We start from the raw sequence: 24461 nt of genomic DNA, 5'->3' as shown, positions 1-24461 counted from the left end.
CATTGAATGAAACCGCTCCAGAAACGGAAGAAAACGATGAACTGGTTGAAGACTGTTGCCGCCGCCGCCCTCGTGCAGGCTGCGTTCCTGCTCCCCGCCCATGCCGGCGAAAACCTCAAGGCGATCCAGTCGGCCGGCGTATTCAAGGTCGGCACGGAAGGCACCTATGCGCCTTTCACCTTTCATGACGAGAGCGGCAAGCTGACCGGCTTCGATGTCGAGATCGCGGAAGCCATCGCCGGCAAGCTCGGCGTCAAGGCGCAGTTCCTGGAAGGCAAGTGGGATGGCCTGATCGCCGGTCTCGACGCCAACCGCTACGATGCCGTCATCAACGAAGTCGGCGTCACCGAAGCCCGCAAGAAGAAGTACGACTTCTCCGAGCCCTACATCGCCTCCAAGGCCGTGCTGATCGTCAAGGACGGCAACACCGGCATCAAGGATTTTGCCGATCTCAAGGGCAAGAAGGCGGCACAGTCGCTGACCAGCAACTTCGGCAAGCTCGCAACCGAATCCGGCGCCGAACTCGTCGGCACCGATGGCTTCGACCAGTCGATCCAGCTCGTGCTGACCGGCCGCGCCGACGCGACCATCAATGACAGCCTTTCCTTCCTCGATTTCAAGAAGCACAAGCCCGATGCGCCGGTGAAGATCGTCGCCCAGCAGGCCAATGCCGATTTCTCCGCCGTCATCATCCGCAAGGGCGAGCCGGAACTGCTTGCTGCGATCAATAAGGCGCTGGCCGATATCAAGGCCGACGGCACCTATGACAAGATCTCCAAGAAATATTTCGGCCAGGACGTTTCGAAGTAAGAAGGCATAGGCAGGGACATAAAACTGTGAAAAAGATGCGTCCGGGGTCACCTCCGGACGCATTCTGTTATCGAAAGGCTTCTCCTTGGAGCATTGGCTACAACTGATGTGGGAGTCACTGGGCACGCTGCTTTGGGCGGGGCTCGTCTTCACCATCCCGCTCACCTTGATCACCTTCGTGCTCGGCCTTCTGCTCGGCCTGCTCACCGCAGTCGTCAGGCTGTTTGCCCCGGCGCCGTTCGTTGCCATCGCCCGCTTCTATGTCTGGGTGATCCGCGGCACGCCGCTTCTGGTGCAGCTCTTCGTCATCTTCTACGGCCTGCCGAGCCTCGGCATCCTGCTTGACGCCTTTCCCGCCGCCATCATCGGCTTTACGCTGAGTGTGGGTGCCTATACGTCCGAAATCATCCGCGCCGTCATTTCCTCCGTGCCGAAGGGCCAGTGGGAAGCCGCCTATTCGATCGGCATGAACTGGCGCCAGGCCATGAGCCGCACCATCCTGCCGCAGGCAGCGCGCGTCGCCGTGCCGCCGCTGTCCAACACCTTCATTTCGCTGGTCAAGGATACGTCGCTCGCCGCCGCCATCACCGTGCCGGAGCTGTTCCAGGCCGCGCAGCGCATCGTGGCGACGACCTATGAGCCGCTGATCCTCTATATCGAGGCCGCCATCATCTATCTCGTGCTCAGCACCTTTCTTTCAACGCTGCAGGGTTACCTCGAACGCCGCTTCGCCCGCTCGGGTGGCACACTGGAGGCACAGGCATGATCGAGCTTTCGCATATCGAAAAGCGCTTCGGCGACATTGTCATCCTCAAGGATATCAGCCTGATGATCCCAGAGGGAACGGTGACGGCGCTTGTGGGGCCTTCGGGCGGCGGCAAGAGCACGCTGCTTCGCTGCATCAACCTTTTGGAAATCCCGACCGCCGGAACGATCCGCATCGGCGGGGAGACGGCCACCTTCCAGCCGGGCAAGAAGCCGTCCTGGCAGGATATTCAGAAGATCCGCCGTCAGACGGGCATGGTCTTCCAGAATTTCCAGCTCTTTCCGCATCAGACCGCGATCGGCAACGTCATGGAAGGGCTGACCACCGTGCTGCGCTGGCCGGCAGACAAGGCACGCGCCCGTGCCGTCGAGCTTTTGACCAAGGTCGGCATGGCCCACAAGATCGACGCCTGGCCCTCGACGCTTTCGGGCGGCCAGCAGCAGCGTGTCGCCATCGCCCGCGCGCTCGCGCCCTCGCCGCGCGTGCTGCTCTGCGACGAACCCACCTCGGCGCTCGATCCGGAACTGGCGGCCGAAGTCGTCGATGTGCTGGGCAAGCTCGCCAACGAAGGCACAACGATGGTCATGGCAACGCATGACCTGCGCCTGGCATCGAAGATTGCCAACAATGTCGTGTTCCTGGAAGCGGGCAACATCGTCGAGACCGGTTCTTCCCGCAGCATCTTCGGTGCTCCGGCGCAGGAGCGGACCAAGCAGTTCATCTCGACGCTGAATGCCGGCCACAGCTACGATATTTAAGCCGCCGACCTCGGTCGAAAGCTCCGATGTTGGGATAAGCCGCGCATTGACGCTGCGCAGCTTTGCGGTTAGCTCTAATGCCATGAACACGGCACTCGTTATCGTAGTGGTAGGAAGGCGCATGGGCAGGATGGCGTAGCCATCCGGCGAAAGCACCCATGCGCGGTAAGCAGGCTCCTGACGGGGCCTTTTTTATTGCCCGGATTCCGGGCGGCGCCTCGTCAGATCCTCTCGACTTCCCATCCACACGACGGACAAGGCCATGACGCGCACCGAAAGCCACATCGATCATTCATCCAAGCAAGCAACCGACGACCGGCCCCTCGCATCAACCGTCGCACAGCCGCGGCTGATAACCCTCATCCTGCTCTCGGCGCTTGCCGTGCTGCCCGTGAATATGATCCTGCCGTCTCTGCCGAAGATATCGGCGGCATTCCATGCCGATTTCGCTCTCGTGAACCTCTCCGTCGCCGGCTTTTCCATCGTGACTGCGTTCCTGGAAGCAATTGGGGGAGCGATATCGGACCGGTTCGGACGCCGGCCGGTTATCCTCACTGCGCTCGCGATCTTCGTCATCGCCTCGATCGGCTGTGTTCTCGCTCCGACTATCCGCATCTTTCTGCTGTGCCGCATGATGCAGGCGTGCATCGGCCCGTGCTATTCCGTCGCCCTCGTCATCATCAAGGAAACATCCGACGAGCGCCAGGCTGCCAGCAAGTTCGGCTATCTCGCCATGGGTTGGGCGCTGGCGCCGATGGTCGGACCGCTGTTCGGCGGCTCGCTGGACGAGATTTTCGGCTGGCAGGCAAGCTTCATCGTCCTTGCGCTCCTTGGCATCGCCGCCTTCCTCCTGTCCCCGCGCGAGCTGAAAGGATCGAAAGCACCCGCTTCAGCTGCCCGCAGAAACTATCTTGCCTCCTACACCCTGCTTTTGCAGTCGACGCGATTCTGGGCCTATACGCTCTGCATGGCCTGCTCGATGGGCGTGCTCTATATCTTCCTCGGCGGAGCGCCGCTTACGATAGGCGATGCCCTCGGCGGCTCGAGCGCCAAGCTCGGCTTCTACATGGGCATGGTTCCCGCCGGCTTCATTCTCGGCAGCTATCTCGCCGGCCGCTATGGCGCAAAAATCCCCATCGGCACAATCCTCATAATCGCGCGGCTGCTGACCTGCATCGGCTTGACTGTTGGCCTCGCCTTGTCGCTATCGGGCATGGCGGAGGTTCTGGCGCTCTTCGGCCCCTGCATCTTCATCGGCATCGGCAATGGCCTCACCATGCCAGCCGCCAACAGCGGCGCCATGTCGGTCAGATCGGATATTGTGGGAACGGCGGCAGGGCTGGCCGCTGCCATGCGAATTGCTGGCGGCGCACTCATCGGTTCGATCGGCGGGCTGTTCATCGCGCGATCGCCAACGATCCATACGCTCTTCGCCTTGATGCTGGCATCGGCGGTACTCGCGCTGCTGGCAGCAATCTGGGCCGCCATCGTCGAGCGGCATACCCGCAAGCCGCGCTAAAGGCACTGCTGCCGCAAAACCGACTGCAACAGTCAGGCTTTGCGGCAGAAGATAGTCAGCATCTCAGTCGACGGACCGCTTCATAAGCCCAACTTGCCGCTCAGGCGCCATAGACGACCAGCAGATCCTTGGCGTCGATCTGGTCGCCGGCGCGCACCAGCACCTCGGAGATCGTACCATCCTTTTCCGCGTGCAGCGCGGTCTCCATCTTCATGGCCTCGATGGAAACAAGCACGTCGCCGGCCTTGATCGCCTGGCCGGGCGAGACAAAGACGGTTGAGATGACGCCCGGCATCGGCGCGCCGACATGAGCGGCGTTGCCGGTTTCGGCCTTGCGGCGCACCGCGCTGCCGGAGGCGCCATGGGCGCGATCCGGCACCTTGATGCGGCGCGGCTGGCCGTTGAGTTCGAAGAACACCGTCACCATGCCCTTCTCGTCGGTCGCCGTCATCGCCTGGTTGACGATGACGAGCGTCTTGCCCTTCTCGATCTCGGCAAAGAGCTCATCGCCTTCCTTGAGACCGTAGAAATAGGCCGGCGTCGGCAATACCGAGACAGGTCCGTATGTGTCGGCAGCCAGTGCATAGTCGGTGAAGACTTTTGGATACATCAGGTAGGAGGCGAATTCGAAATCGTCGACCTTGCGCTCCAGCTTTGCCTCGATGACTTTGCGCTCGGCATCGAGATCGGCCTCGGCAAGCAGCGAGCCGGGGCGAACGACATAGGGCTTGTCGCCCTTCAGCGCCTTCTTCTGCAGCGCTTGCGGCCATCCGGATGGCGGCTGGCCGAGATCGCCCTTGAGCATGGAAACGACCGAATCCGGGAAAGCGATATCCTTGGCCGGGTTCTCGACATCGGCGACCGTCAGGTCCTGGCTCACCATCATCAGCGCCATGTCGCCGACGACCTTGGAGGACGGCGTCACCTTGACGATATCGCCGAACATCTGGTTTGCATCGGCATAGGCCTGCGCCACCTGGTGCCAGCGGGTCTCGAGGCCGAGCGAACGCGCCTGTTCCTTGAGGTTGGTGAACTGCCCGCCGGGCATTTCGTGCAGATAGACTTCCGATGCCGGTCCCTTGAGATCGCTTTCGAAGGCGGCATACTGATGACGCACAGCTTCCCAGTAGAAGGAGATGCGGCGGATCCATTTGGGGTCGAGACCCGGATCGCGGTCGGAACCTTTCAGCGCCTCAACGATCGAGCCGAGGCAGGGCTGCGAGGTATTGCCGGACAGCGCATCCATCGCCGCATCGACAGCGTCGACGCCGGCATCGACAGCAGCGAGCACCGTCGCAGCCGCAATACCCGACGTATCATGCGTGTGGAAGTGGATCGGCAGACCGGTCGCCTCGCGCAGCGCCTTGAACAGCACCTTGGCGGCCGCTGGCTTCAGCAAGCCCGCCATATCCTTCAGCGCGATGATATGGGCGCCTGCCTTTTCGAGCTCGACGGCAAGATCGGTGTAATATTTCAGATCGTATTTCGGTCGTGCCGAATTGAGGATATCGCCGGTGTAGCAGATCGCCGCCTCGCAGAGCTTGTTCTCCTCGGCAACCGCATCCATCGACACGCGCATGTTCTCGACCCAGTTCAGGCAGTCGAAGACGCGGAAGAGATCGACACCGCCCTTGGCCGCCTGGCGGACGAAATACTTCACCACATTGTCGGGATAGTTCGTATAGCCGACACCATTGGCGCCGCGCAAAAGCATCTGCAGCAGTAGGTTCGGCGCACCCTCACGGATCAGCGCCAGGCGCTCCCACGGATCTTCCGTCAGGAAGCGCATGGAAACGTCGAAGGTGGCGCCGCCCCAGCATTCGAGCGACAGGAGCTGCGGCAAAGCGCGCGCATAGGTGCCGGCGACGCTGGCGATGTCATAGGTGCGCATGCGGGTCGCAAGCAGCGACTGGTGGCCGTCGCGCATCGTCGTGTCGGTCATCAGCACGCGCTTTTCATTGCGCATCCATTCGGCGAACTTCTGCGGACCGAGCTTGTCCAGCAACTGCTTGGTGCCGTCAGGGATATTGCCGTCGATATAGGGCAGCACAGGCTGCGCCACCTTGGGCGAAGGTACCGGACGACCGCGTGTTTCCGGATGGCCGTTGACAGTGACGTCAGCGAGATAGGTCAGAAGCTTGGTAGCGCGATCCTGGCGCTTGACCTGCTGGAACAGTTCCGGCGTCGTGTCGATGAAGCGCGTCGTATAGCTGTTGTCGCGGAATTTCTCGTGCGTGATGATCGCTTCGAGGAAGGTGAGGTTCGTTGCCACGCCGCGGATGCGGAATTCGCGCAGCGCGCGATACATACGGGCGATCGCCTCCTGCGGATTCGGCGCCCAGGCGGTCACCTTTACCAACAACGGGTCGTAATAACGGGTAATGATCGCGCCGGTATAGGAGGTGCCGCCGTCAAGACGGATACCAAAGCCGGATGCCGAGCGATAGGCAGTGATGCGGCCGTAATCCGGAATGAAGTTATGTTCCGGATCTTCCGTCGTCACGCGGCACTGCAGGGCATGGCCGTTGAGGCGAATGTCTTCCTGCTTCGGAACGCCCGATTCCGGCGTGCCGATGGCGAAACCGTCGAGAATATGGATCTGCGCCTTGACGATATCGATGCCGGTGACGACTTCGGTGACGGTGTGCTCGACCTGGATGCGCGGATTGACTTCGATGAAGTAGAATTTGCCGGTATCGGCATCCATCAGGTACTCTACGGTGCCGGCGCCGACATAGTTGGTCGCCTCAGCGATCTTCAGCGAATAGGCGGCCAGTTCCTGGCGCTGCGCTTCCGTGAGATAAGGGGCCGGCGCGCGCTCGACGACCTTCTGGTTACGGCGCTGGACTGAACAGTCACGCTCGAACAGGTGCACGACGTTGCCGTGCGTGTCGCCGAGAATCTGGCTTTCGACGTGGCGGGCACGCTCGACAAGCTTTTCGAGATAGACTTCATCCTTGCCGAAGGCGGCCTTCGCCTCGCGCTTGGCTTCCGTCACTTCCTTGGCGAGATCTGCCTCGGAGCGGATGACGCGCATACCGCGTCCGCCGCCGCCCCATGAGGCCTTGAGCATCACCGGATAGCCGATCTCGGCCGCCATCTTGGCGACTTCGGCCATGTCGTCAGGCAGGGGATCGGTGGCCGGCACGACCGGCACTCCGACCGAAATTGCGAGATTGCGCGCCGCCACCTTGTTGCCAAGCTGGCGCATCGTATCGGCGCGCGGGCCGATGAAGATGATGCCGGCGGCATCGCAGGCATCGACGAATTCGGGGCTTTCCGACAGCAGGCCATAGCCGGGATGGATTGCATCGGCGCCGGAGAGCTTGGCGACGCGGATGATCTCGTCGATCGACAGATAGCTCTCGATCGGCCCGAGGTCACGGGCAAGATGTGGGCCGCGCCCCACCTGATAGCTCTCGTCCGCCTTGAAGCGATGCAGTGCGAGTTTGTCTTCCTCGGCCCAGATGGCCACCGTTTTTATGCCAAGTTCGTTGGCGGCGCGGAATACGCGGATGGCGATTTCGGAACGGTTGGCAACCAGGATCTTGGAAATGGGCAATGCTGTCTCCTCACGGCATCGAAACGGGCAATGCTGCACCCGCGAAGAGAATTCTTAACTTCTTGTCACGGGAAGTTCAATTTCTCCTGCGACATCCGGCATCAAAATAGTTGCCTTTACGGAATAAGTCCGCTTCTGAAGGCGATTGCCACGATGTGCTGCCGATTTCTGGCCTTCAGTTTGTCCTGGATGCTATTCATGTACCAGTCGACGGTATGATTGGAAATCTTCAGCAACCGGCTGATCTCGATGGACGTCATGCCGTCGGCCAGATGGCTGAGCACTTCCATCTCACGCTTGGTCAGCTTCAGCTCGGCCGCTCCCGCTCTCTCAAGGTATTGGGCCTCGTCTCGAAACTCCAGAAGTTGCCAGAAGACCTTTTTGGCGACAGCATCGAAAACGGAAATCTCGGTTGGAGAGAGATCCACCGCCTCGCCGCCGATCGTCATGCTTCCCAGCAGGCCGTTACGACCATGGATCGGGAAAAGATAACCGTCGGCAAGCCCATTGGCGCGGGCATCCGCCATCATCTCCTCCATGCGCCGCCTTAGCGGGTCCTTCTTCAACGCCGCTACGGCATCACTCCAGCGGAAAGGACGCTGCGCCTGGATCGCATAGCGTCCGACTGGATCGACGAGCATGTATCTCTTGCGGACATAAGTTAGCGGCCAGTGATCTGGCCAACGGCCCGCCAGCATGAAATGCGCAACATCGACATTCGGCCGCGCCCGTTTCAAGACGCCATAGAAATCGAACTTGTAGGAGCGAAGCGCTAGCTCGAGTTCGGCTACGACATCCTCAGCGGACTTACATTCCTCAATCACGACAAGCAATTGTATTAGCGAATGGATATTCACAGTTACCCCTTGGCCTCGCAGCCTCAATGATCGGCGGACGAGCTTTGCCATCCTGCTCGCCGGCCCCATAGCCGAGCTTAATCGGCGGCAACATACTCAGGCCGACGCAAAATTGAACGCCTTTGGCGATTTTTTTGCCGCTCAACCCTGAATAGCTGGCCTTTGCGTGACTTAAAGGTGACGGTTAACGCGGCGGTGGATTCATTCCCAGACTGTCATATTTCTGCGGCGAACGATAGCACCCCTTTGTGCGGCAGCGCGTCTTGCGCGAGAAATTCCCCTTAAAAAACAGCTTCAGATTCCGTTAATCGCCGGTTCAGGTACCGATCTGTAGTGTCGCAGCATTCCGAGTTTTGCTGATGCACAGAGGGTGCCTGACGTGTCGCTGTTCAAAGTCTATGCAAGAGCCCTGAAGTATCTTGGCGCGTATCGATACCGCGTATGGATGGTCGTGATCGCAAACATCGCGCTTGCGATGACCACCATCTACGAACCGGTTCTGTTCGGCCGCATCTTCGACGCCATTGCCAAGAAGGAAGCCGTCACGCCAACCATGATGTTGTGGGCGGGCTTCGCCGTCTTCAGTGCTGTCGCCTTCATCGTGGTGTCCCGCGAGGCCGATCGCCTTGCGCATGGCCGCCGCGCCTCCCTGCTCACCGAAGCATTCGGCCGCATCATCTCGATGCCGCTTTCCTGGCATAGCCAGCGCGGCACAGCGAGCGCGCTGAACACCCTGCTGCGCGCCTGCGAAGCGCTGTTCGGCCTGTGGCTCGAATTCATGCGCAACCACCTCACGACCGCCGTCGCGCTCGTCATCATGATCCCGACTGCCATGGCCATGGACCTGCGCCTGTCCGCAGTCCTCGTCCTGCTCGGCGTCTTCTACTGGATCATCGGCCGTCTGGTCATGAACCGCACGAAGGATGGCCAGACCTCGGTCGAAAGCCACTACAATACCGTCTTCTCTCATGTGAGTGACTCGATCAGCAACGTGTCGGTGCTGCACAGCTACAACCGCATCGAAGCTGAAACCAAGGCGCTGAAGTCCTTCACCGAACGCCTGCTGGAGGCCCAGTATCCGGTGCTCGATTGGTGGGCACTTGCCGGCGCATTGAACCGCACGGCTTCGACCGTCGCCATGATGGCGATCCTGATGATCGGCACCGTTCTCGTCCAGGATGGCAGCCTGAGCCTCGGCGCGCTCATCACCTTCATCGCCTTTGCCAACGTGCTGATCGGCCGCCTGGAGCAGCTGCGCAACTTCGCCAACCAGATTTTCGAGGCCCGTGCCAAGCTCGAAGACTTCTACACGCTGGAAGATTCGGTTCGCGACCGCGAAGAACCGGCCGGCCTTGCCGAAATCAAGGACGTCAAGGGCGAAGTGGAATTCCGCGATGTCTCCTTCGGCTTCGCCAACTCGTCTCAGGGCCTGCACGACATCTCCTTCAAGGTGAAGGCCGGCCAGACCGTTGCCATCGTCGGCCCGACCGGCGCCGGCAAGACGACGCTCGTCAACCTGCTACAGCGTGTCTTCGATCCGCAGAATGGCCAGATCCTGGTCGATGGTCACGACATCACCAAGGTGACCCGCAAGTCGCTGCGCCGCTTCATCGCCACCGTCTTCCAGGATGCAGGCCTGCTGAATCGCTCGATCAGCGACAACATTCGCCTCGGCCGCGAAGGTGCGACGCAGGAGGAAATGATCCGTGCAGCCCAGGCCGCCGCCGCCAACGACTTCATCGAAACCCGCGAAAGCGGCTACGATACCCGCGTCGGCGAGCGTGGCAACAAGCTCTCGGGTGGTGAACGCCAGCGTATCGCGATCGCCCGCGCTATCCTGAAGGATGCGCCGATCCTCGTGCTTGATGAAGCGACAAGCGCGCTCGACGTCGAAACGGAAAACCGGGTCAAGACGGCGATCGACAACCTGCGCCAGAACCGCACGACCTTCATCATTGCGCACCGCCTGTCGACGGTCCGCGAGGCCGACATGGTCCTCTTCCTGGACAACGGCCGCATCATCGAGAACGGCAGCTTCAACGAGCTTAGCCAGAGCAACGGCCGCTTCGCCGCCCTGCTGCGCGCCAGCGGCATCCTGACGGACGAGGAGGTCCGCAAGGCACACACAACGGAAACCGAAGCCGCCTGACCTTCGCAAGGGGCCCAAGATCGAAGCCGGGAGAGCGATGCTCTTCCGGCTTTTTGCTGCTTAGAGCGCGTCCATTTTACGCGAGGTCAATACGCCCGCCGTGAAGTAGTCGGAGCATTCTTGGGGTTTGAAAAACGCAACGATCTCGCCGACTGTGTCCCACAGTGCTTCGCCGGTGCGCTTTACTCTGGCTTGGAGGAGCGCTTTGAGCTTGGAGAAGGCATTTTCGATGGGGTTGAAGTCCAGGCTATAGGGCGGGTGGTAGAGCGGCTGGCAACCGGCCACTTCAATAGCCTGCCGCACGCCTTCGACTTTGTGCGCAGGCAGGTTGTCCATCACGATAATGTCGCCAGGGATCAGTGTTGGCACGAGAACCTTTTCGACATAGGCACGGAACGCTGTGCCATTCATTACGCCGTCGAGCAGCACCATAGCCGACGATCCGGTCGAACGGTATTCGCCATCGTCCTCTTCATCCAGCATCTTCCCTTCGACAATTACGCGCCATGCGGCCTTGATCTCTTCCACATCCAACGTCGCAAGGACCCGATCTCGATACCCTTCGGCATCGGGCCACGAGGAATCCAGTCATCAAACGTTCTTGTTGAAACGCAAGCTGGCCGCAGCTTCCGCCCGGCTCACGGCAACCTTGGATGTTGTGGATAGGAACACTGGTGCGCGATAAACGTTGGCCGCGTTTTGGCAGTTGGCAATTTTGACAAAAATTATTCAACCCACTTTGATGGGTTGAATAAATAAAAAAGATGCGTTAATTGATCCACTGAAAGGGTCATTAAATGCGCCTAACGCTCCAAACCCATTTAAATCGTGAGTGGCATTACGCTGCGACCCTAGAGCTAAAGGACGACGACACCGGCTTTCAGGGCGCGTCCATCGTCGATTACGATCTCGACTACTTCGTTAGAATGGCATCGGCGGAATTTGCGGCCGGAAAGACAGTTCATGACCATCGCGCCTTGTCGGTCCGTTATCCCGTAGATCTCGAAAATCGATTTAGCCGTAGCTGGCCGCCCTTCCTCTTGGACCTTATGCCACAGGGCCATGCAAGGCGAAAGCTTGCCGAACACCTCGGGCTCGCGGAAGGGTCGCGCGCCTCCGATCTCCCGCTGCTTCTGCGATCAGCTACAGGTGGCATTGGCAACATCCGCATCAAGGAAGCGGCTGAAGCCGAAACGGAAAGATTGCGAGGTGTTGAGCGTCAAGGCGTTACAGAAGCGGAGATTCTTGAGCGCTCAGATCGTTTCATGGAAGTCGCTGATCGCTTTAGAATGCTCGCCTCTGGCTCAAGCGGCCTGCAAGGCGAATGGCCGAAGGTCTCAATGACCCAGGCGAAAGACGGGCTCTACTATCCTGACAGTTTCGTCACCGATGATGAGGCCGTGCGCCATGTCATCGTCAAGCTGGTACGCAGCAACGAGCCCGTAGACCGCCTAATTCTTGAAGGCGAAGCCCTCTATTCGCGGATCGCCCAAGGGATCGGTCTGAACGTCAGCGAACCCTCGACTTACGCCGAAGGCATCTTGATCATTCCCCGTTTCGATCGGAGGAAGATGGAACGTGGGGGAACAGTCCGACTGGGCCAGGAAAGCCTCGTGTCAGCGGTTGGAGTGGCCGACTTCGGCCATGTCGGCACGCATGAGGCCTATATCGAAGTTCTGCGTCAATTTTCAGCCGATCCCTTCGCGGACATAGTCGAATATCTAAAGCGCGACATCGCTAACCTGGCGCTCGGCAATCCCGACAATCACGGCCGAAATTCAGCGCTCAGCAAGCATCAGGACGGCACGATCCGCCTGTCTCCGCTCTTTGACTTCGCTCCTATGCGGCTCGCCAAGGAGGGAATTGTCCGTTCCACCCGATGGGCCATGATGCGCGACGGTGGTCGCGACCATCTTCCGGATTGGAAACGCATTTGCACTGAACTGATGCCCGTTCCTGCCGAGCAGGAACTTCTAACGGCTTCGATCTGTGCATTTGCACAACATCTACGGCACGCACCAGAGCTGGCGAAGCGCATGGGGGCATCTCCAGAGGTGTTAGAGCGTGCCATGGGGCGCTGTAAGGAAATCGCGGATAGCGTTGTGGCGGCATGCCAGTGATGCCTGAGGAATGTTAATGGCCCGATGGAAGAAGCCCACGAAGGAAGAAATTCTTGAAAACAGACGAAAGCTGGCGGACCGTGCTCGACAAGGGGACCTTAGGCTGCCGGATGCTGTGATGGAGATACGAAAAGGGTTCGGAATGACCCAAGAGGAATTCGCCAAGACCCTGTCACTTACAAGGCGCCAAGTTGCCGAGATTGAATCAGGTATGGCAAACCCCACACTTGAAACCTTAGAAAAGATTGGTCGATTGTTTGGGTTCGGAATTGGATTTGTTCCAAGAAGCAGTTGAATCGCTGCCTATTCCAGGAGTTTCCGGCGCTCGTCCCACGTATGCGATAGCTCTGCCGCAGACGGAGTGAGGGTGAAGGGCCTCTACCTGCACGAACTTACGCCGGTCAAACACAGGCCAGCCAAAACGAAGAAAGACCCGGCGGGAAACCGGGCCTTTCCGTTTTCTGATCGGAGGTCAATACGAACGAATGCCGACTGGAGTTAGGGCCGGCCCCGTTCGGTATCGGATCAGAACTTGCACTCGAAGCCTAAGCAGGCCCATCCAGTTGTCAGTGCCGATCCAGTTAATCGAGCCGCCGCTCCCTCGGCGACTGCGGAAAGATCGATAGGCCGACCCGCGCAGGCACGCGGCGCGGCTGAGCCCTCAGTGACGCTTTGCGAAATGAGCAGGCATTGCGACCGGCCTCGCAGGTGCTTTCGCCGTGCGCTGGCCAGCAAGCTGAAGCCTCTTATGCTCGAGATGGTAGGCATAGAGGAATTGTGCGGTAATGCCGAAGACGACATAGATGGCACCGACGACGGGGCTCTTGTTGGTCACGTAGAGAAGGACTTGGCCGGCCATGGCGAGGATGGTGCCGGCGACGAAGATGTTCAACGAATGCCGCCCTAGGATCGTCAATGGGTGATTGGCCGAGCGGCGCAGGAACGCCGAAATTGCGGGGATGCTGACGATCAGATAGGCGAGCGCCAGAACATGCAGCAGCCGCGGCAGCGACAGGAAGGTCTTGTCGAAGCCGGTGACGACGGTCGGCAGGCCAAGCATGGCGAGGTAGTCGCCGAGTATCCATAGCTTGTCGGTCACCCAGATGAAGGACACAAGCACGTAGGCGCAGGCTAGTGCGATCAGAACCGGATGGGCGGGGATTTTCCCGCCGCGCTTGACATGCATGCTGGCAATGAAGCCGATGACGAAAAGCAGCTGCCAGGATAGAGGATTGAGGAACCAGAAGCCGTCAAGCAGCGTCGTGTGCGGCGCGATATAATAGATGCCGGATACCAGCCAGACGCCGACTGAAGTTGCGAGCAGAAGCAGCGGGCTCCTCGCCTCCAGCAGCATAATCAGCGGCAGCATGAGGAACAGGGCGCCGTACATCGGAAGAATATTGTTGTAGCCGATCTGATGTCCGAGCGTCAGCAGCGCGGGAATGCCGCGCGCCGGATCCATCAGCAGAGCCAGGATATTCACTTCGCAAAGCAAACCCTTCTGGTGGAAAATCCATGCGCCGGAGATGAAGAGCACCAGGGTCACGAAGGTCGTGATCATATGCGCGGTATAGAGCGTGAAGGCCCGCTTGATCGCCTTCCATACCATCTTCAGCCGATTGCCCGGAAGAAATCTCGTTCCATAGGCAAGGCCGACCGACATGCCGGAAATCAGCACAAAGGCTTCGGCACCATCGGAGAAGCCGAAATTCTTCGAAGTGAAATCCTCGAAAATCTGCCCGGGCACATGGTTTATGAAGATCATGATCAGAGCCAGAGCTCTGAGAACATCCAGTCGGGTGTCCCTCTGGGAGGCCGGCTTCGGCAAACTCACGCGTTGTGCCGCCACCGGGCTCATATCCGCCCTCGAATTCATAAAACTCTCCTGTTCCGACACTCAAATGCAATCGGGGCCAAAGAGTTCCCCCTTGGCCCCGATCGTCGAAGCGAAACAGTGCAGAAACGCTACTGTCCGATCGGATAGCCCTCTTCGGGATGGGCGACCGCCCTGTCATTAATGGTGACCGAGTATCCCGCCGCATCGGGCGCTTTTGAGACGGAAATACGGTAATTTCCGCTCGGCAGTTCTATATCCGCCGCAAAGCCATCCCAGTTCGAAGGCAATGCCGGCTTGACGAAAAGTCGTCCGTTTTTCACCCGGATACCGAGAATGCCTTCGACAGCGACGCGATAGAGCCAGCCGGCAGAGCCTGTGTACCAGGTCCAGCCGCCACGGCCGGTCAATTGTCCTTCGCCGTAGATATCAGCAGCAACCACATAGGGCTCTACACGATAGGTATCGGCCTGATCACGATCGCGTGCATGGTTGATCGGGTTCAGCATGTCGAAGCAATGCCAGGCATCGTCGCCACGATCCATCTCCGCCAGCGCCATGACCACCCACGTGGCCGCGTGAGTGTACTGGCCGCCATTTTCGCGCACGCCCGGTGGGTAGGACTTGATGTAGCCCGGATCGCGCGCCGACTTGGCAAAGGGCGGCGTGAACAGCCGGATGATCCGGTTTTCGTCATCCACCAGCTTCTCGAGAACGGCATTCATCGCCTTCTCGCCCCGCGCCCTGTCACCTTCGCCGGAGAGAATGTTCCAGGACTGCGCGATCGAATCGATCTGGCACTCGAAATTCTCGCTGGAGCCGAGCGGGCTACCATCGTCGAAATAGCCGCGGCGATAGTGACCGCCGTCCCAGCCGGCCGATTCCAGCGCCTTGCGCAGTTCCGGCAGGTGATCGGACCAGCGCTTGACGCGCTCCTTGTCGCCGCGTGCCTCGGCATAGGGCAGGAAGGCGGTGAGCATGCCGGCCAGGAACCAGCCGAGCCACACGCTCTCGCCGCGGCCCTGGATACCGACGCGGTTCATGCCGTCGTTCCAGTCGCCGCCGAGGATCAGCGGCAGGCCGTTGCCGCCCTTGCGCTTGATCGCGAGATCGAGAGCCAGAGCCGCATGCTCGTAGACGCTGACTTTGTCCTGCGACACGGCCGGCTGGTAGAAGGCGTCATGCGTGCCGGGCATCAGCGCCGCACCCTCGACGAAGGCAAGTTCCTCATCGAGGAGCGACTTGTCGCCCGTCACCGTGCAGTACTGGTCGATGGCATAGGCAAGCCAGACGACGTCGTCCGAGATATGCGTACGCACGCCGGCGCCGCTGCCCGGCAGCCACCAATGCTGCACGTCGCCTTCGCGGAACTGACGCTGGGCCGCATTGAGGATCTGGTTGCGGGCAAGCTCCGGCTTATGCACCAGGAATGCCAGCGTATCCTGCAGCTGGTCGCGGAAGCCGAAGGCACCCGACGACTGGTAGAAGGCGGTACGCGACATGATACGGCAGCCCAGGCTCTGATAGGGTAGCCAGGCGTTGATCATGTTGTTCATCGCCTTGTCCGGCGTCGAGATCTTCACATGGCCGGTGAAGCCGTCCCAGAACTCACGGCCTGCCGAAAGCACGGCCTCGAAATCCACCTTGCGGATTTCCGAAACCAGCGCGCGGGCCTCTTCGACGGTCGCCGTATCGCCCATATAGAAGCAGATTTCCTTCTGCTCGCCGGCGGCAATCGTCACGTCGAAGGCCAGAGCACCGCAGGGATCGCCATCGAGATCGGTCGAGCTCGAAAGCGCGGCCGCCGTAACGACGGCTTCCGGCATCTGGATCGTGCCATGGCGGCCGATGAACTCGCGGCGGCTTGCCGAGAAGCTCGAATGCGTCTCGCTCGCCGCCATGAAGGCGGTCCGCTTGAAGTAGTCGATGCTGTAGGGATTGTTGGCAAACAGCGCGCCCGTCTCCTCATCCAGCGTCGACAGAATGAAGGGTCTGGTCTTGTTCTGATTGGTGCCGAGCACCCATTCGGCGTAGTTGTAAATTCGCAGGCGCCTGCTGCCGGCACCCTTGTTGCTGAGCCGGAGGCGGAAGAGCTTGACCGGACGATCGCGATCGACGATCTGCGTCAGCTCCAGCGCCACGCCATCGTCTTCGCTCGAGAAGACGGAATAGCCCAGACCGTGACGGGCCTCGAAACGGACCTTCGCATTGCGCGACAGGCCGGCATAGGGCGTCATGACCTTGCTGCTGTCGAGATCGGCGACGTAAAGCGCCTCACCCGGACGGTTGATGACCATGTCGTTGGTCCAGGGGGTCAGCTGATAGTCGCGCGAATTGTGGCTCCAGGTGAAGCCGCCGCCTTCGGCGGGAACATGGAAGCCGAAGCGCTCATTCGAGATGACGTTGATCCACGGATGCGGTGTTGACTGACCGCCCGGCAGACGCACGACATATTCGCGGCCGTCCTTGGAGAAGCCGCCGTAGCCGTTCCAGAAATCGAGATCGTCCTGCGCCTCGATAGGCTCGGCCGCAAAAACGGAATCCTGCAGCGTGACCGGTACGGAGAGACGATTGACCGGCGTCGTTTCATCGGACTGCGTCGAGGCAAAGAGCGTCGCCGCGCGCGCGATCTGATCGACGAGCTTGCCGTTGCGGGCATGGAAGATCACCCGCGATGAGGCAAGGATCTCCTGGTAGGTCTCGTTTTCGATCTGGTCCTTGCGCACCGAGAAGATGTTCTGCCTGAGACCGTCGCCCTGGTTGTGACGCACATGCTCGACGAGCTTGTCCAGCTCGCGCTGCATGTCCTGGGCCTGCTCGACAGCGCGTTCGTTGACGATCACCAGATCGGCGCTGATGCCGCGCGACCGCAGATATTCCGCCGCCATCAGCGCTTCCCGGGCGATTTCGAGGTCGATATCGTCGTTGATGCGCAGGGTGAAGATCGGGAAATCGCCCGAGATCGTCACCGGCCAGAGCGCGGACTGCGAATGCAGGCCGGCCTGCACGGTGGCGCCGTCTGCGCGCAGGTGCATATCCGGATAGACGAGATAGCGGGCGAGCTTCTGGAAGGCGGCCGCCTGCTGCGAGGTAACGCCGACATGGCGCATCTGCATCTGCGTGCGGGTCCACGCCTGCGTCAGCTCGATGCCGAAGGTGTCGGGATTGCGGTAGCGCTCGACGGCCTTGTCGACTTCCTCGCGGTTCGGTGCGGCAATCGTCCAGAATATTACACTGACCTTCTTGCCGGCGGGAACGCGCACGACGCGACGCAGCGACAGGCAAGCATCCATGGTGAAGCCATCGGTGCCGGAGAGCGTCGCACCCGGATCGAAGGCTGCAGCTTCCGCAAGCGTGCGGCCGCGGCCGAGGAACTTGCGGCGGTCGGTTTCAAATTCGGTCGGACGTTCCGATCCGGCATTATCGACGACCAGATGGGCGACCGACATGTCAGGCTCGTTATAGTCGCGCTTGTTGCGCTCGGCGCGGATCACGTCACCACTGTTGCCGATCTCGGTGCGCACGAACATGCGCGTGAAGACCGGATGACCGGAATCGACGTCGTCACTCGCCAGCGCCGGCTCGAGATAGGAGGTCACTTCGATGAAGCGGTCCTCCGCACCCATGTTGAGCAGCGTCACACGGCGGCCTTCCGCATCGTGCTCGGTGGCGACGATGCACTCCACATCACTGGTGAGATCGCCGACCGTCTTGCTGTATTCGACCTTTTCATCGCTGAAGGCGACCTTGGCCTTCTCTCCTTCGATGCTGCGCGGTTCCGCGGTCGCCGACCACCATTGGCCGGAGGCGGTATCGCGCAGGAAGATGAAGGTGCCCCAGCGGTCTTCCGTCGGGTCGGCGCGCCAACGCGAGACCGTTAAGCCGTTCCAGCGCGAATAGCCGGCGCCGGTTGCGGTAAGCATGACCGAATAATGGCCGTTGGAAAGGAAGGCGAGCTCGCGATCTTGCGTCGCCGGATCGGCGATCTTGCGGATTTCCGGACGCAGCATGTCTTCCTGGATATTGGCCGGCTGGTCGCTCTCATGCTTGGCAGCCATGACCGGAATATCGCGCGGCGCCTTTTCCTGCAGCAGCAGTTCGGCCGCTTCGATCACCGGATCGGCATGGAAGAGTTCGCGCAAGCGGCCGTTGAAGGCGACGTTGGCGATCGCGGCGATCGACATGCCGTGGTGGTGCGCATAGTAGTTGTAGACCACTGCGCACTTCTTGCCTTCGGGAACGCGGGTCGGCGTGAAATCGACGGCGTCGTGGAAGCCGTAGATGCCGAGCGCGCCGACCTTGCGCAGTCTCTGCAGATTTTCGAGCGCGGCAGCCGGGCGATACTGGCTGGCGAGGATCGAGGCATAAGGTGCAATAACGGCGTTCTGGCCGAGGCCGCGCTTGAGGCCAAGGGAAGGCACGCCGAAATTGGTGTACTGGTAGTGCATATAGTGGTCGCGGGCGTTGAAGGCCGCTTCCGAAATACCCCAGGGGATATCGGAGCCAAGGCGCTTGGCGTAGTTCATCTGCTCCTGCACAACCAGATTATTCGTCTGGTTGAGGATACCGCCCTGGCGCTCCTGCATGACGAGCGGCGGCATCAGATATTCGAACATCGATCCGGACCAGGAGACTAGCGCGCCGCGCGAGCCGACAGGCACGACCTGACGGCCGAGGCGATACCAGTGCTCCGTCGGCAGATCGCCCTTGGCGATGGCGAAAAGGCTGGTGAGGCGTGCTTCGGAGGCCAGAAGGTCGTAGCAGGCGGCATCGAGCTCATTGGTTTCGACGCGGAAGCCGATGGAAAGCAGGCGCCGTTCCGGACGATAGAGGAAGGCGTATTCCATGCCGAAGGCGAGTTCGCGCATCTGGTCGCGCAGCTTCGCCAGACGCTGGCGCAACGAATCCACATTGGCAAGATCGAAGATGCTGTCGGCGATATGCCCTTCGCAGACCTTGACCAGCGATTGCGACCAGGTGAGCACCTCGCCGCTCTGCGTCGACTTCACCTCATGGTCGAGGTTTGCCGCAAGCTTCTGGATATCCTGCGCCAGAACCGACAGGTTGATGACGCGGATGGAAGCGAATTCGTGCTCGCGCTTGACGGCAGCAAGCGCGTTCTGGAAGCCGACGATGCGCTCTTCCAGGCGGCGACGCAGCGGGCGAACCGTCTTGCGGTCATCCGGAAGCTCGGCAAGGGTTTCGGCGAGAATGCCGGCGACATCGCCGATACCATCGAGATTGCCCTGCATATGTGCAGACGGTGCTTCCGCCCAGATGCGGCAAGCGGACGAGACAGCGATCAGATGGCCGGCGAAGTTGCCGCTATCGACCGCCGAGATGTAGCGAGCGCCCATCGGCTTGAGCGTATCGGTGTGATACCAGTTGCACAGGTGCCCGCGGAACTTTTCGAGCTTTGCCACGGTCGCCATGGTCTTTTCCATGCGATCGATGGTTTCCTCGAAGGAGGTCCAGCCGAAATGGCGCGCCGAAATGACCGACAGCAGGTAGACACCGATATTGGTCGGCGACGTGCGTGATGCCACGACCGCATTCGGGGTCTGCTGCACATTGTCCGGCGGCAGATGGTTCTGCTGTTCGACGACGAAGGTTTCGAAATAACGCCAGGTGCGCCGCGCGATCTTGCGCAGTTCGAACGAAACGCTTTCCGGCACTTCGAGCCGGTCTTCAGTCTCGGCCGACTGGCTGACATACCAGGCGATCGCCGGCGACAGAACCCAGAGCAGTGCAAAGGGAATGCCAACGAAGAAGGCGTTGTCGCCGGAGAGGGAAGCAAAGGCAAGTGCCAGCAGCGCAAGCACTGGCGCATGCCACATGACACGATAATGGCCCAGGATGGTGGTTTGCGCGGCAGCCTGGGCGCTGGCGGCGGTCCGCCATTGCAGCATCAGCTTGCGGCTGACAAAGGCGCGGTAGAGCGAACGGCCTATGGCATCGGCCATGACGCAGGCGGCGTCGGCGATGAAGACGATGCGCAGCGCGACCTGCGCATTGGCGGCACGGATATCCGACCAGACCGTGTAGAGATGCGCGCGCGCTACGATATCGCTGCTGCGCGGAATGATGCCGTTGATGAGCGACAGCGTCGGCGCGACGAACAGGCAGAAGATCAGCAGGATCTGCCAGATGAGCGCCGCCAGCGGCTCCATGAAATACCAACCGAGCACGGAGGCGAAGAACCAGGCGATCGGCGTCAGCGAGCGACGCAGATTGTCCATCATTTTCCAGCGGCCGAGGCCGGTGACGCCGCGCTTGGGGTTGAAGAGATAGGGAAGCAGCTGCCAGTCACCACGCGCCCAGCGATGCTGGCGCGAGACCTCGACTTCGTAGCGGATCGGGAAGTCTTCGACGAGTTCGCAGTCCGTGACGAGGGCGCAGCGCGCCATCGAGCCTTCGAGCAGATCGTGGCTGAGGACAGCGTTTTCGTCGATCTTGCCTTTTAGCGACGCTTCGAAGGCATCGACATGATAGAGGCCCTTGCCGGTGAAAGTGCCTTCTTCGACCAGATCCTGATAGACGTCGGACACGGCGAAGACGTAAGGGTCGAGACCGCGGTTGACCGAGAAGACGCGTTGGAACACCGATGCATCCTTGCCCGTGGTCAAGGACGGGGTGACGCGCGGCTGCAGCACGCCGTAGCCGCGCACGACGCGCTTGCTCTCGGGATCGAAAACCGGTCGATTGATCGGGTGATGCAGCTTTCCGACGAGCTTCGTCACGGTATCGCGCACCAGGCGCGTATCCGAATCGAGCGTCATGACATACTGCACGTCCTTCGGCACGATATTTGCGCCGGGCAGGAAGGTGGTATCGCGGTCGCCGCGCAGCAGCATGTTCAGCTCATGCAACTTGCCACGCTTGCGCTCCCAGCCCATCCAGGCGCCTTCGGACGGATTGTAGAGGCGGCGGCGATGCAGCAGGTAGAAGCGCTGGACACCATCCTCATCATAGCGGGCGGCCAGACTAGCGACTTCGCGGCGGGCGTAATCGAGGATTTCCAGATCGCGCTCGCTCTCCTCCTCCTGGCTGTCGGGCCAGTCGCTGAGCAGCGCGTAATAGATCTCGCCGCCCGGATTGGCGAGGTAGTGGACTTCAAGATTGCGCACAAGCTCGTCGACACTGTCGCGGTTGCCGATCAGCGTCGGCACGACGACCAGCGTACGGGCCTCTTCGGGAATGCCTTCCTTGAATTCGTAACCGACCAGACGCGCCGGCGTCAGATACATGGTGACGAAGAAATTGAAGAGGCCGGTGGCGCCTTCCGATGCCGGCAGCGAGAACATCAGGAGCAGCAGGATGGTCTCGGCCCAGCCCATGCCGGCATGCAGCATGAAATAGCCGACAATACCGAGGGCCACGACGGTCAGGAACAACACCGGGGCTGCAATCGACAGCCAGTTGAGCTTGCGCCATTGACGCACGAAACTCACCGAAAGGGGCACACGGTAGCCGATCGCCTTTTCCAGCTTCTGGGTCTGCTGACCCATGATGAAATCGCCGATATTCGGCTCACGCGCCTGCCCTTCGCCCGATGCCTTGGCCGCTTCGGTCATCGCCATGGCGACCTGGGCGATTTCCATTTCGGTCTTGTCGGAACGGCGAGCGAGCTTTTCGATACGGCGTCGGTAGCTGTTGCGCGAACCCGGATCGAGCTTGGCGTAGTCGGTCTCGTCCCAGAGCAGCTTGTCGACGGCGCTGACCTCTTCGACCCAGACGGACCAATCGGTATCGTCGATGAGACGCAGGCTCTTGATGATGTTGCCCATCGTCACGTTGCCGGATGACAGGCGATTGTGCTCGGCCATCATGACGCTTTCGGCGTCGGTGCCCGCCTCGGCAAGCCGCTTCTCAAGCCAGGTGACGGCGAGGCCCGACGTATGCGAGCCGTCGCGCAGACGGTAGAGGAACTGCGTGGCGAAGGTATTGTCCGAGGTCAAGGGCTCGAGCGTCTTCAGGAACTCTTCGACCTTGGCGTCGTCGTTCAGACGGATCAGCTCATCGACGGCGGCATTCGCCTTCTTGCGGGTAATGCGGCTCTGCTCGACGCGGATCGAAATGCGGCGCAGGTTTTCGACCAAAATATACCGCACCAGCGAGGGAACGGCCCAAAGCTCGCCAATCTTCAGCATCTCCACCGACTGGAAACCTTCGACGAGCGCCAGCAGGCCCTGATTGGATACGGTGCTATGCGTGTGGGCGACATAGAGCCAGGCAAGCGCCATGGTGCGCGGCATGACCATGCCGTCGATGGTCAGCGTCTGCAGCTGGTCGTAGAATTTCTTCGGAAAGTCGCGGCGGACTTCCTGAATGGCTTCTTCGATGATGTAGTGGTTGTCGAGCAGCCATTCGGCGGCCGGCGTGATCGATTCCCCCGCATCGACATCGGCATTGGCCGAGCGATAGACGCGCAGGATCTCTTTCTCGTTTTCCTTGTGCCGGGCGAAGAAATCGAAGGGCGCAAAGCCTGGCAGCTTGGTTTTCGCGCCGTTGCGGGCGAAGGCCGCGCCGCATTCCTTTATCTGCTCATTGGAGAAATAGGTGGCGCGGATCGCATCGTTATGATCGATCTGCTTGGCTTCAGAATCGCGCGGCGTAACGGTGGAGAGATTTTGAGATGTCATGGATTCGGGTTCTGGGTCCAAACAGAGTGAGTGGCATTGTCGCCTTTATCGTCTTTGCCCTGCCCGACGCAAGAATTCACGCATTTGGACCCTTTTGCTTCGCTTCCCGGCGGGCGAAGGGGGTGAATTCGAAGTGACGGCTTAGAACAAACATATACAGGCGAAGATTTTCACGGGGGCGCTCTCAAAGAATGCGGCGACTATTCGTCATCATCCAAAAGGGTGTCCGTGAAACTGGATACGCAACCAAATGGTTCCGGCAGCGATCCGCAGAGGTCAACGACAATCGATCAAGGTCATGAGGCATTCTCCCTAGGCTGATTCATCCCGTTTCGGAAATTCAGCATGGTTCGGCATATTGAATCCTCCATATCCCGCAGAAGATGAACTTAAACTGAACCCCATAAAAAGATTCGCAAATTCGTGCCGAAGCGCGTCGCTTTTCGAAGTTGCGCAGAACGCAGCGCCATACCTGGCTGTGAGTGGCAACCCCGCAGGGCCAAGACACATCCTCCCTGTCATGCCATCGCAGCGATTCGCCTTCACTTCGGAAAGAGAGGCAATACGCAATAGCATAGCGTCCCGCCGAGCCGCCGAATGGCAACGCAGCAACCGCTTACGCGAGCGTATTTTGGGGGAAGTTTACTGTTTTCACACGGCACATTCTATCGGCCGAGCAAATTTCTTTGCGCAGCGAAATGATGCCAGGAAAACAAACGTGGAATTTATCGGGGTCGCCGAGAAGTCGGCCAAACAAGCGGCAGTATTGCCTGCCGCTTCAAAGGGCATCGCCTTAAACGACGATGCCGCAAACAATGGCCGCGACAAACAGGAACGCAGCCGAAAACAGGACGACATGAACAGCCGTTTGGATCTTTTGCCGCGTATTCGCAGCGCGCTTGGAACCATCGAACCGATTCACATGCGTATTCGAAATACCCAAATTCGCCATGTGTCGCCTCCGTTCGTTTCTTATATGTCTCTCAGGTCAAGCCCAGGACCGATATTCATACATTTCCTATCAATTAGGTAGAGATGAATTTCCGTCCAGAATGCGAGCCGAGAAAAATTAAACCATTTGAAGTCGAGGACCCGAAAGATCGGCAACGCCTAATCAGCAGAGAATGCGGCGGGCCCAAATCAAGCTGCGCTCGATGGCGCTGGTATCGGCCGTCTGCTCTTCGGCAGGTCCGACTTGGCGGCGACTGCTTTCCTCAGAAAGAGTAGCGGACCGTGCACCTTCCCGTTTCGCCGGAACCGGCGGATGAAGATAGCCCATGGTCATGCCACCCATGAAAAACATGCCTGCCTCCACTTAACGTCTGACCCCTTAGTCGGGATCACGAAAGTTAACTGCCATTAACGAGATCATGACAGAATTGCGGCAGGTGTCAATAGTCTATACGATTGGTCGTGTTTAAACGGCCCCTTCGTTAACGTGCCG

At 60.0% G+C, this 24461-nt stretch carries 13 protein-coding genes and 1 pseudogene; 8 read left to right on the top strand and 6 right to left on the bottom strand.

Annotated features, from left to right (window positions below; all coding sequences use genetic code 11):
* Nucleotides 1–36: 36 nt before the first annotated feature.
* The 4 genes from AC13QE_RS16415 to AC13QE_RS16400 all read left to right on the top strand — a co-directional run bounded on the left by AC13QE_RS16415 (nt 37) and on the right by AC13QE_RS16400 (nt 3853).
* A complete protein-coding gene (locus AC13QE_RS16415; protein WP_488484453.1) occupies nt 37–810 on the top strand; it encodes an amino acid ABC transporter substrate-binding protein in 774 nt (257 codons plus the stop codon).
* Nucleotides 811–895: 85 nt separating this feature from the next.
* A complete protein-coding gene (locus tag AC13QE_RS16410) occupies nt 896–1576 on the top strand; it encodes an amino acid ABC transporter permease (protein WP_015341657.1) in 681 nt (226 codons plus the stop codon).
* On the top strand, nt 1573–2334 hold the full coding sequence (locus AC13QE_RS16405; protein WP_488484452.1) for an amino acid ABC transporter ATP-binding protein: 762 nt from the start codon (nt 1573–1575) through the stop codon (nt 2332–2334). The genes AC13QE_RS16410 and AC13QE_RS16405 overlap by 4 nt, the downstream gene beginning before the upstream one ends.
* A 262-nt stretch (nt 2335–2596) precedes the next feature.
* Nucleotides 2597–3853 carry a multidrug effflux MFS transporter gene (locus AC13QE_RS16400; protein ID WP_488484451.1) on the top strand — a complete coding sequence of 419 codons (1257 nt, stop codon included), beginning with the start codon at nt 2597–2599 and terminating at the stop codon, nt 3851–3853.
* Nucleotides 3854–3953: 100 nt separating this feature from the next.
* Here the strand turns inward: AC13QE_RS16400 and pyc are convergent, their stop codons facing one another.
* Together pyc and AC13QE_RS16390 are read right to left on the bottom strand one after the other, a co-directional pair.
* Entirely contained in the window at nt 3954–7415 is a 3462-nt protein-coding gene (gene pyc, locus AC13QE_RS16395; protein ID WP_488484450.1) for a pyruvate carboxylase, read from the bottom strand.
* A gap of 116 nt (nt 7416–7531) precedes the next feature.
* A complete protein-coding gene (locus tag AC13QE_RS16390; protein WP_488484449.1) occupies nt 7532–8272 on the bottom strand; it encodes a LuxR family transcriptional regulator in 741 nt (246 codons plus the stop codon).
* Nucleotides 8273–8651: 379 nt separating this feature from the next.
* Between AC13QE_RS16390 and AC13QE_RS16385 the strand changes: the two genes are divergently transcribed.
* Entirely contained in the window at nt 8652–10421 is a 1770-nt protein-coding gene (locus tag AC13QE_RS16385; RefSeq protein WP_488484448.1) for a glucan ABC transporter ATP-binding protein/ permease, read from the top strand.
* A gap of 60 nt (nt 10422–10481) precedes the next feature.
* Here the strand turns inward: AC13QE_RS16385 and AC13QE_RS16380 are convergent.
* Nucleotides 10482–10874, bottom strand: a pseudogene (locus AC13QE_RS16380) (transposase); the annotation flags it as partial.
* A 344-nt stretch (nt 10875–11218) separates the two neighbouring features.
* Here AC13QE_RS16380 and AC13QE_RS16375 point away from each other — a divergent pair.
* Both AC13QE_RS16375 and AC13QE_RS16370 read left to right on the top strand, forming a co-directional pair.
* Complete coding sequence (locus AC13QE_RS16375; RefSeq protein WP_488484447.1) at nt 11219–12541, top strand: type II toxin-antitoxin system HipA family toxin; 1323 nt, start codon at nt 11219–11221, stop codon at nt 12539–12541.
* 16 nt (nt 12542–12557) lie between these two features.
* Entirely contained in the window at nt 12558–12836 is a 279-nt protein-coding gene (locus AC13QE_RS16370; RefSeq protein WP_488484446.1) for a helix-turn-helix transcriptional regulator, read from the top strand.
* Between the two features lie 366 nt (nt 12837–13202).
* Here the strand turns inward: AC13QE_RS16370 and AC13QE_RS16365 are convergent, their stop codons facing one another.
* Together AC13QE_RS16365 and AC13QE_RS16360 are read right to left on the bottom strand one after the other, a co-directional pair.
* Complete coding sequence (locus tag AC13QE_RS16365; RefSeq protein WP_488484445.1) at nt 13203–14417, bottom strand: OpgC family protein; 1215 nt, start codon at nt 14415–14417, stop codon at nt 13203–13205.
* 89 nt (nt 14418–14506) lie between these two features.
* On the bottom strand, nt 14507–23017 hold the full coding sequence (locus tag AC13QE_RS16360; RefSeq protein ID WP_488484444.1) for a glycoside hydrolase family 94 protein: 8511 nt from the start codon (nt 23015–23017) through the stop codon (nt 14507–14509).
* A 718-nt stretch (nt 23018–23735) separates the two neighbouring features.
* Between AC13QE_RS16360 and AC13QE_RS16355 the strand changes: the two genes are divergently transcribed.
* A complete protein-coding gene (locus tag AC13QE_RS16355) occupies nt 23736–24050 on the top strand; it encodes a hypothetical protein (RefSeq protein WP_488484443.1) in 315 nt (104 codons plus the stop codon).
* 81 nt (nt 24051–24131) lie between these two features.
* On the opposite strand, the gene AC13QE_RS16350 is transcribed toward AC13QE_RS16355, so the two are convergent.
* Nucleotides 24132–24320: a hypothetical protein gene (locus AC13QE_RS16350; protein WP_488484442.1), complete on the bottom strand. Its 189-nt coding sequence runs from the start codon at nt 24318–24320 to the stop codon at nt 24132–24134.
* Between the last annotated feature and the right edge of the window lie 141 nt (nt 24321–24461).

The organism is Martinezella sp. CNPSo 3957 (assembly GCF_057784395.1).
Note: the sequence above shows the minus strand (reverse complement) of the source record. Positions and strands in the feature narration are given on the sequence as shown.

Excerpts from the sequence above, each read along its gene's own strand:
- AC13QE_RS16415 (WP_488484453.1), top strand. The coding sequence starts at position 37 with ATGAACTGGTTGAAGACTGTTGCCGCCGCCGCCCTCGTGCAGGCTGCG.
- AC13QE_RS16405 (WP_488484452.1), top strand. The coding sequence starts at position 1,573 with ATGATCGAGCTTTCGCATATCGAAAAGCGCTTCGGCGACATTGTCATC.
- AC13QE_RS16400 (WP_488484451.1), top strand. The coding sequence starts at position 2,597 with ATGACGCGCACCGAAAGCCACATCGATCATTCATCCAAGCAAGCAACC.
- AC13QE_RS16375 (WP_488484447.1), top strand. The coding sequence starts at position 11,219 with ATGCGCCTAACGCTCCAAACCCATTTAAATCGTGAGTGGCATTACGCT.
- AC13QE_RS16370 (WP_488484446.1), top strand. The coding sequence starts at position 12,558 with ATGGCCCGATGGAAGAAGCCCACGAAGGAAGAAATTCTTGAAAACAGA.
- AC13QE_RS16365 (WP_488484445.1), bottom strand. The coding sequence starts at position 14,417 with ATGAATTCGAGGGCGGATATGAGCCCGGTGGCGGCACAACGCGTGAGT.
- AC13QE_RS16360 (WP_488484444.1), bottom strand. The coding sequence starts at position 23,017 with ATGACATCTCAAAATCTCTCCACCGTTACGCCGCGCGATTCTGAAGCC.
- AC13QE_RS16350 (WP_488484442.1), bottom strand. The coding sequence starts at position 24,320 with ATGTTTTTCATGGGTGGCATGACCATGGGCTATCTTCATCCGCCGGTT.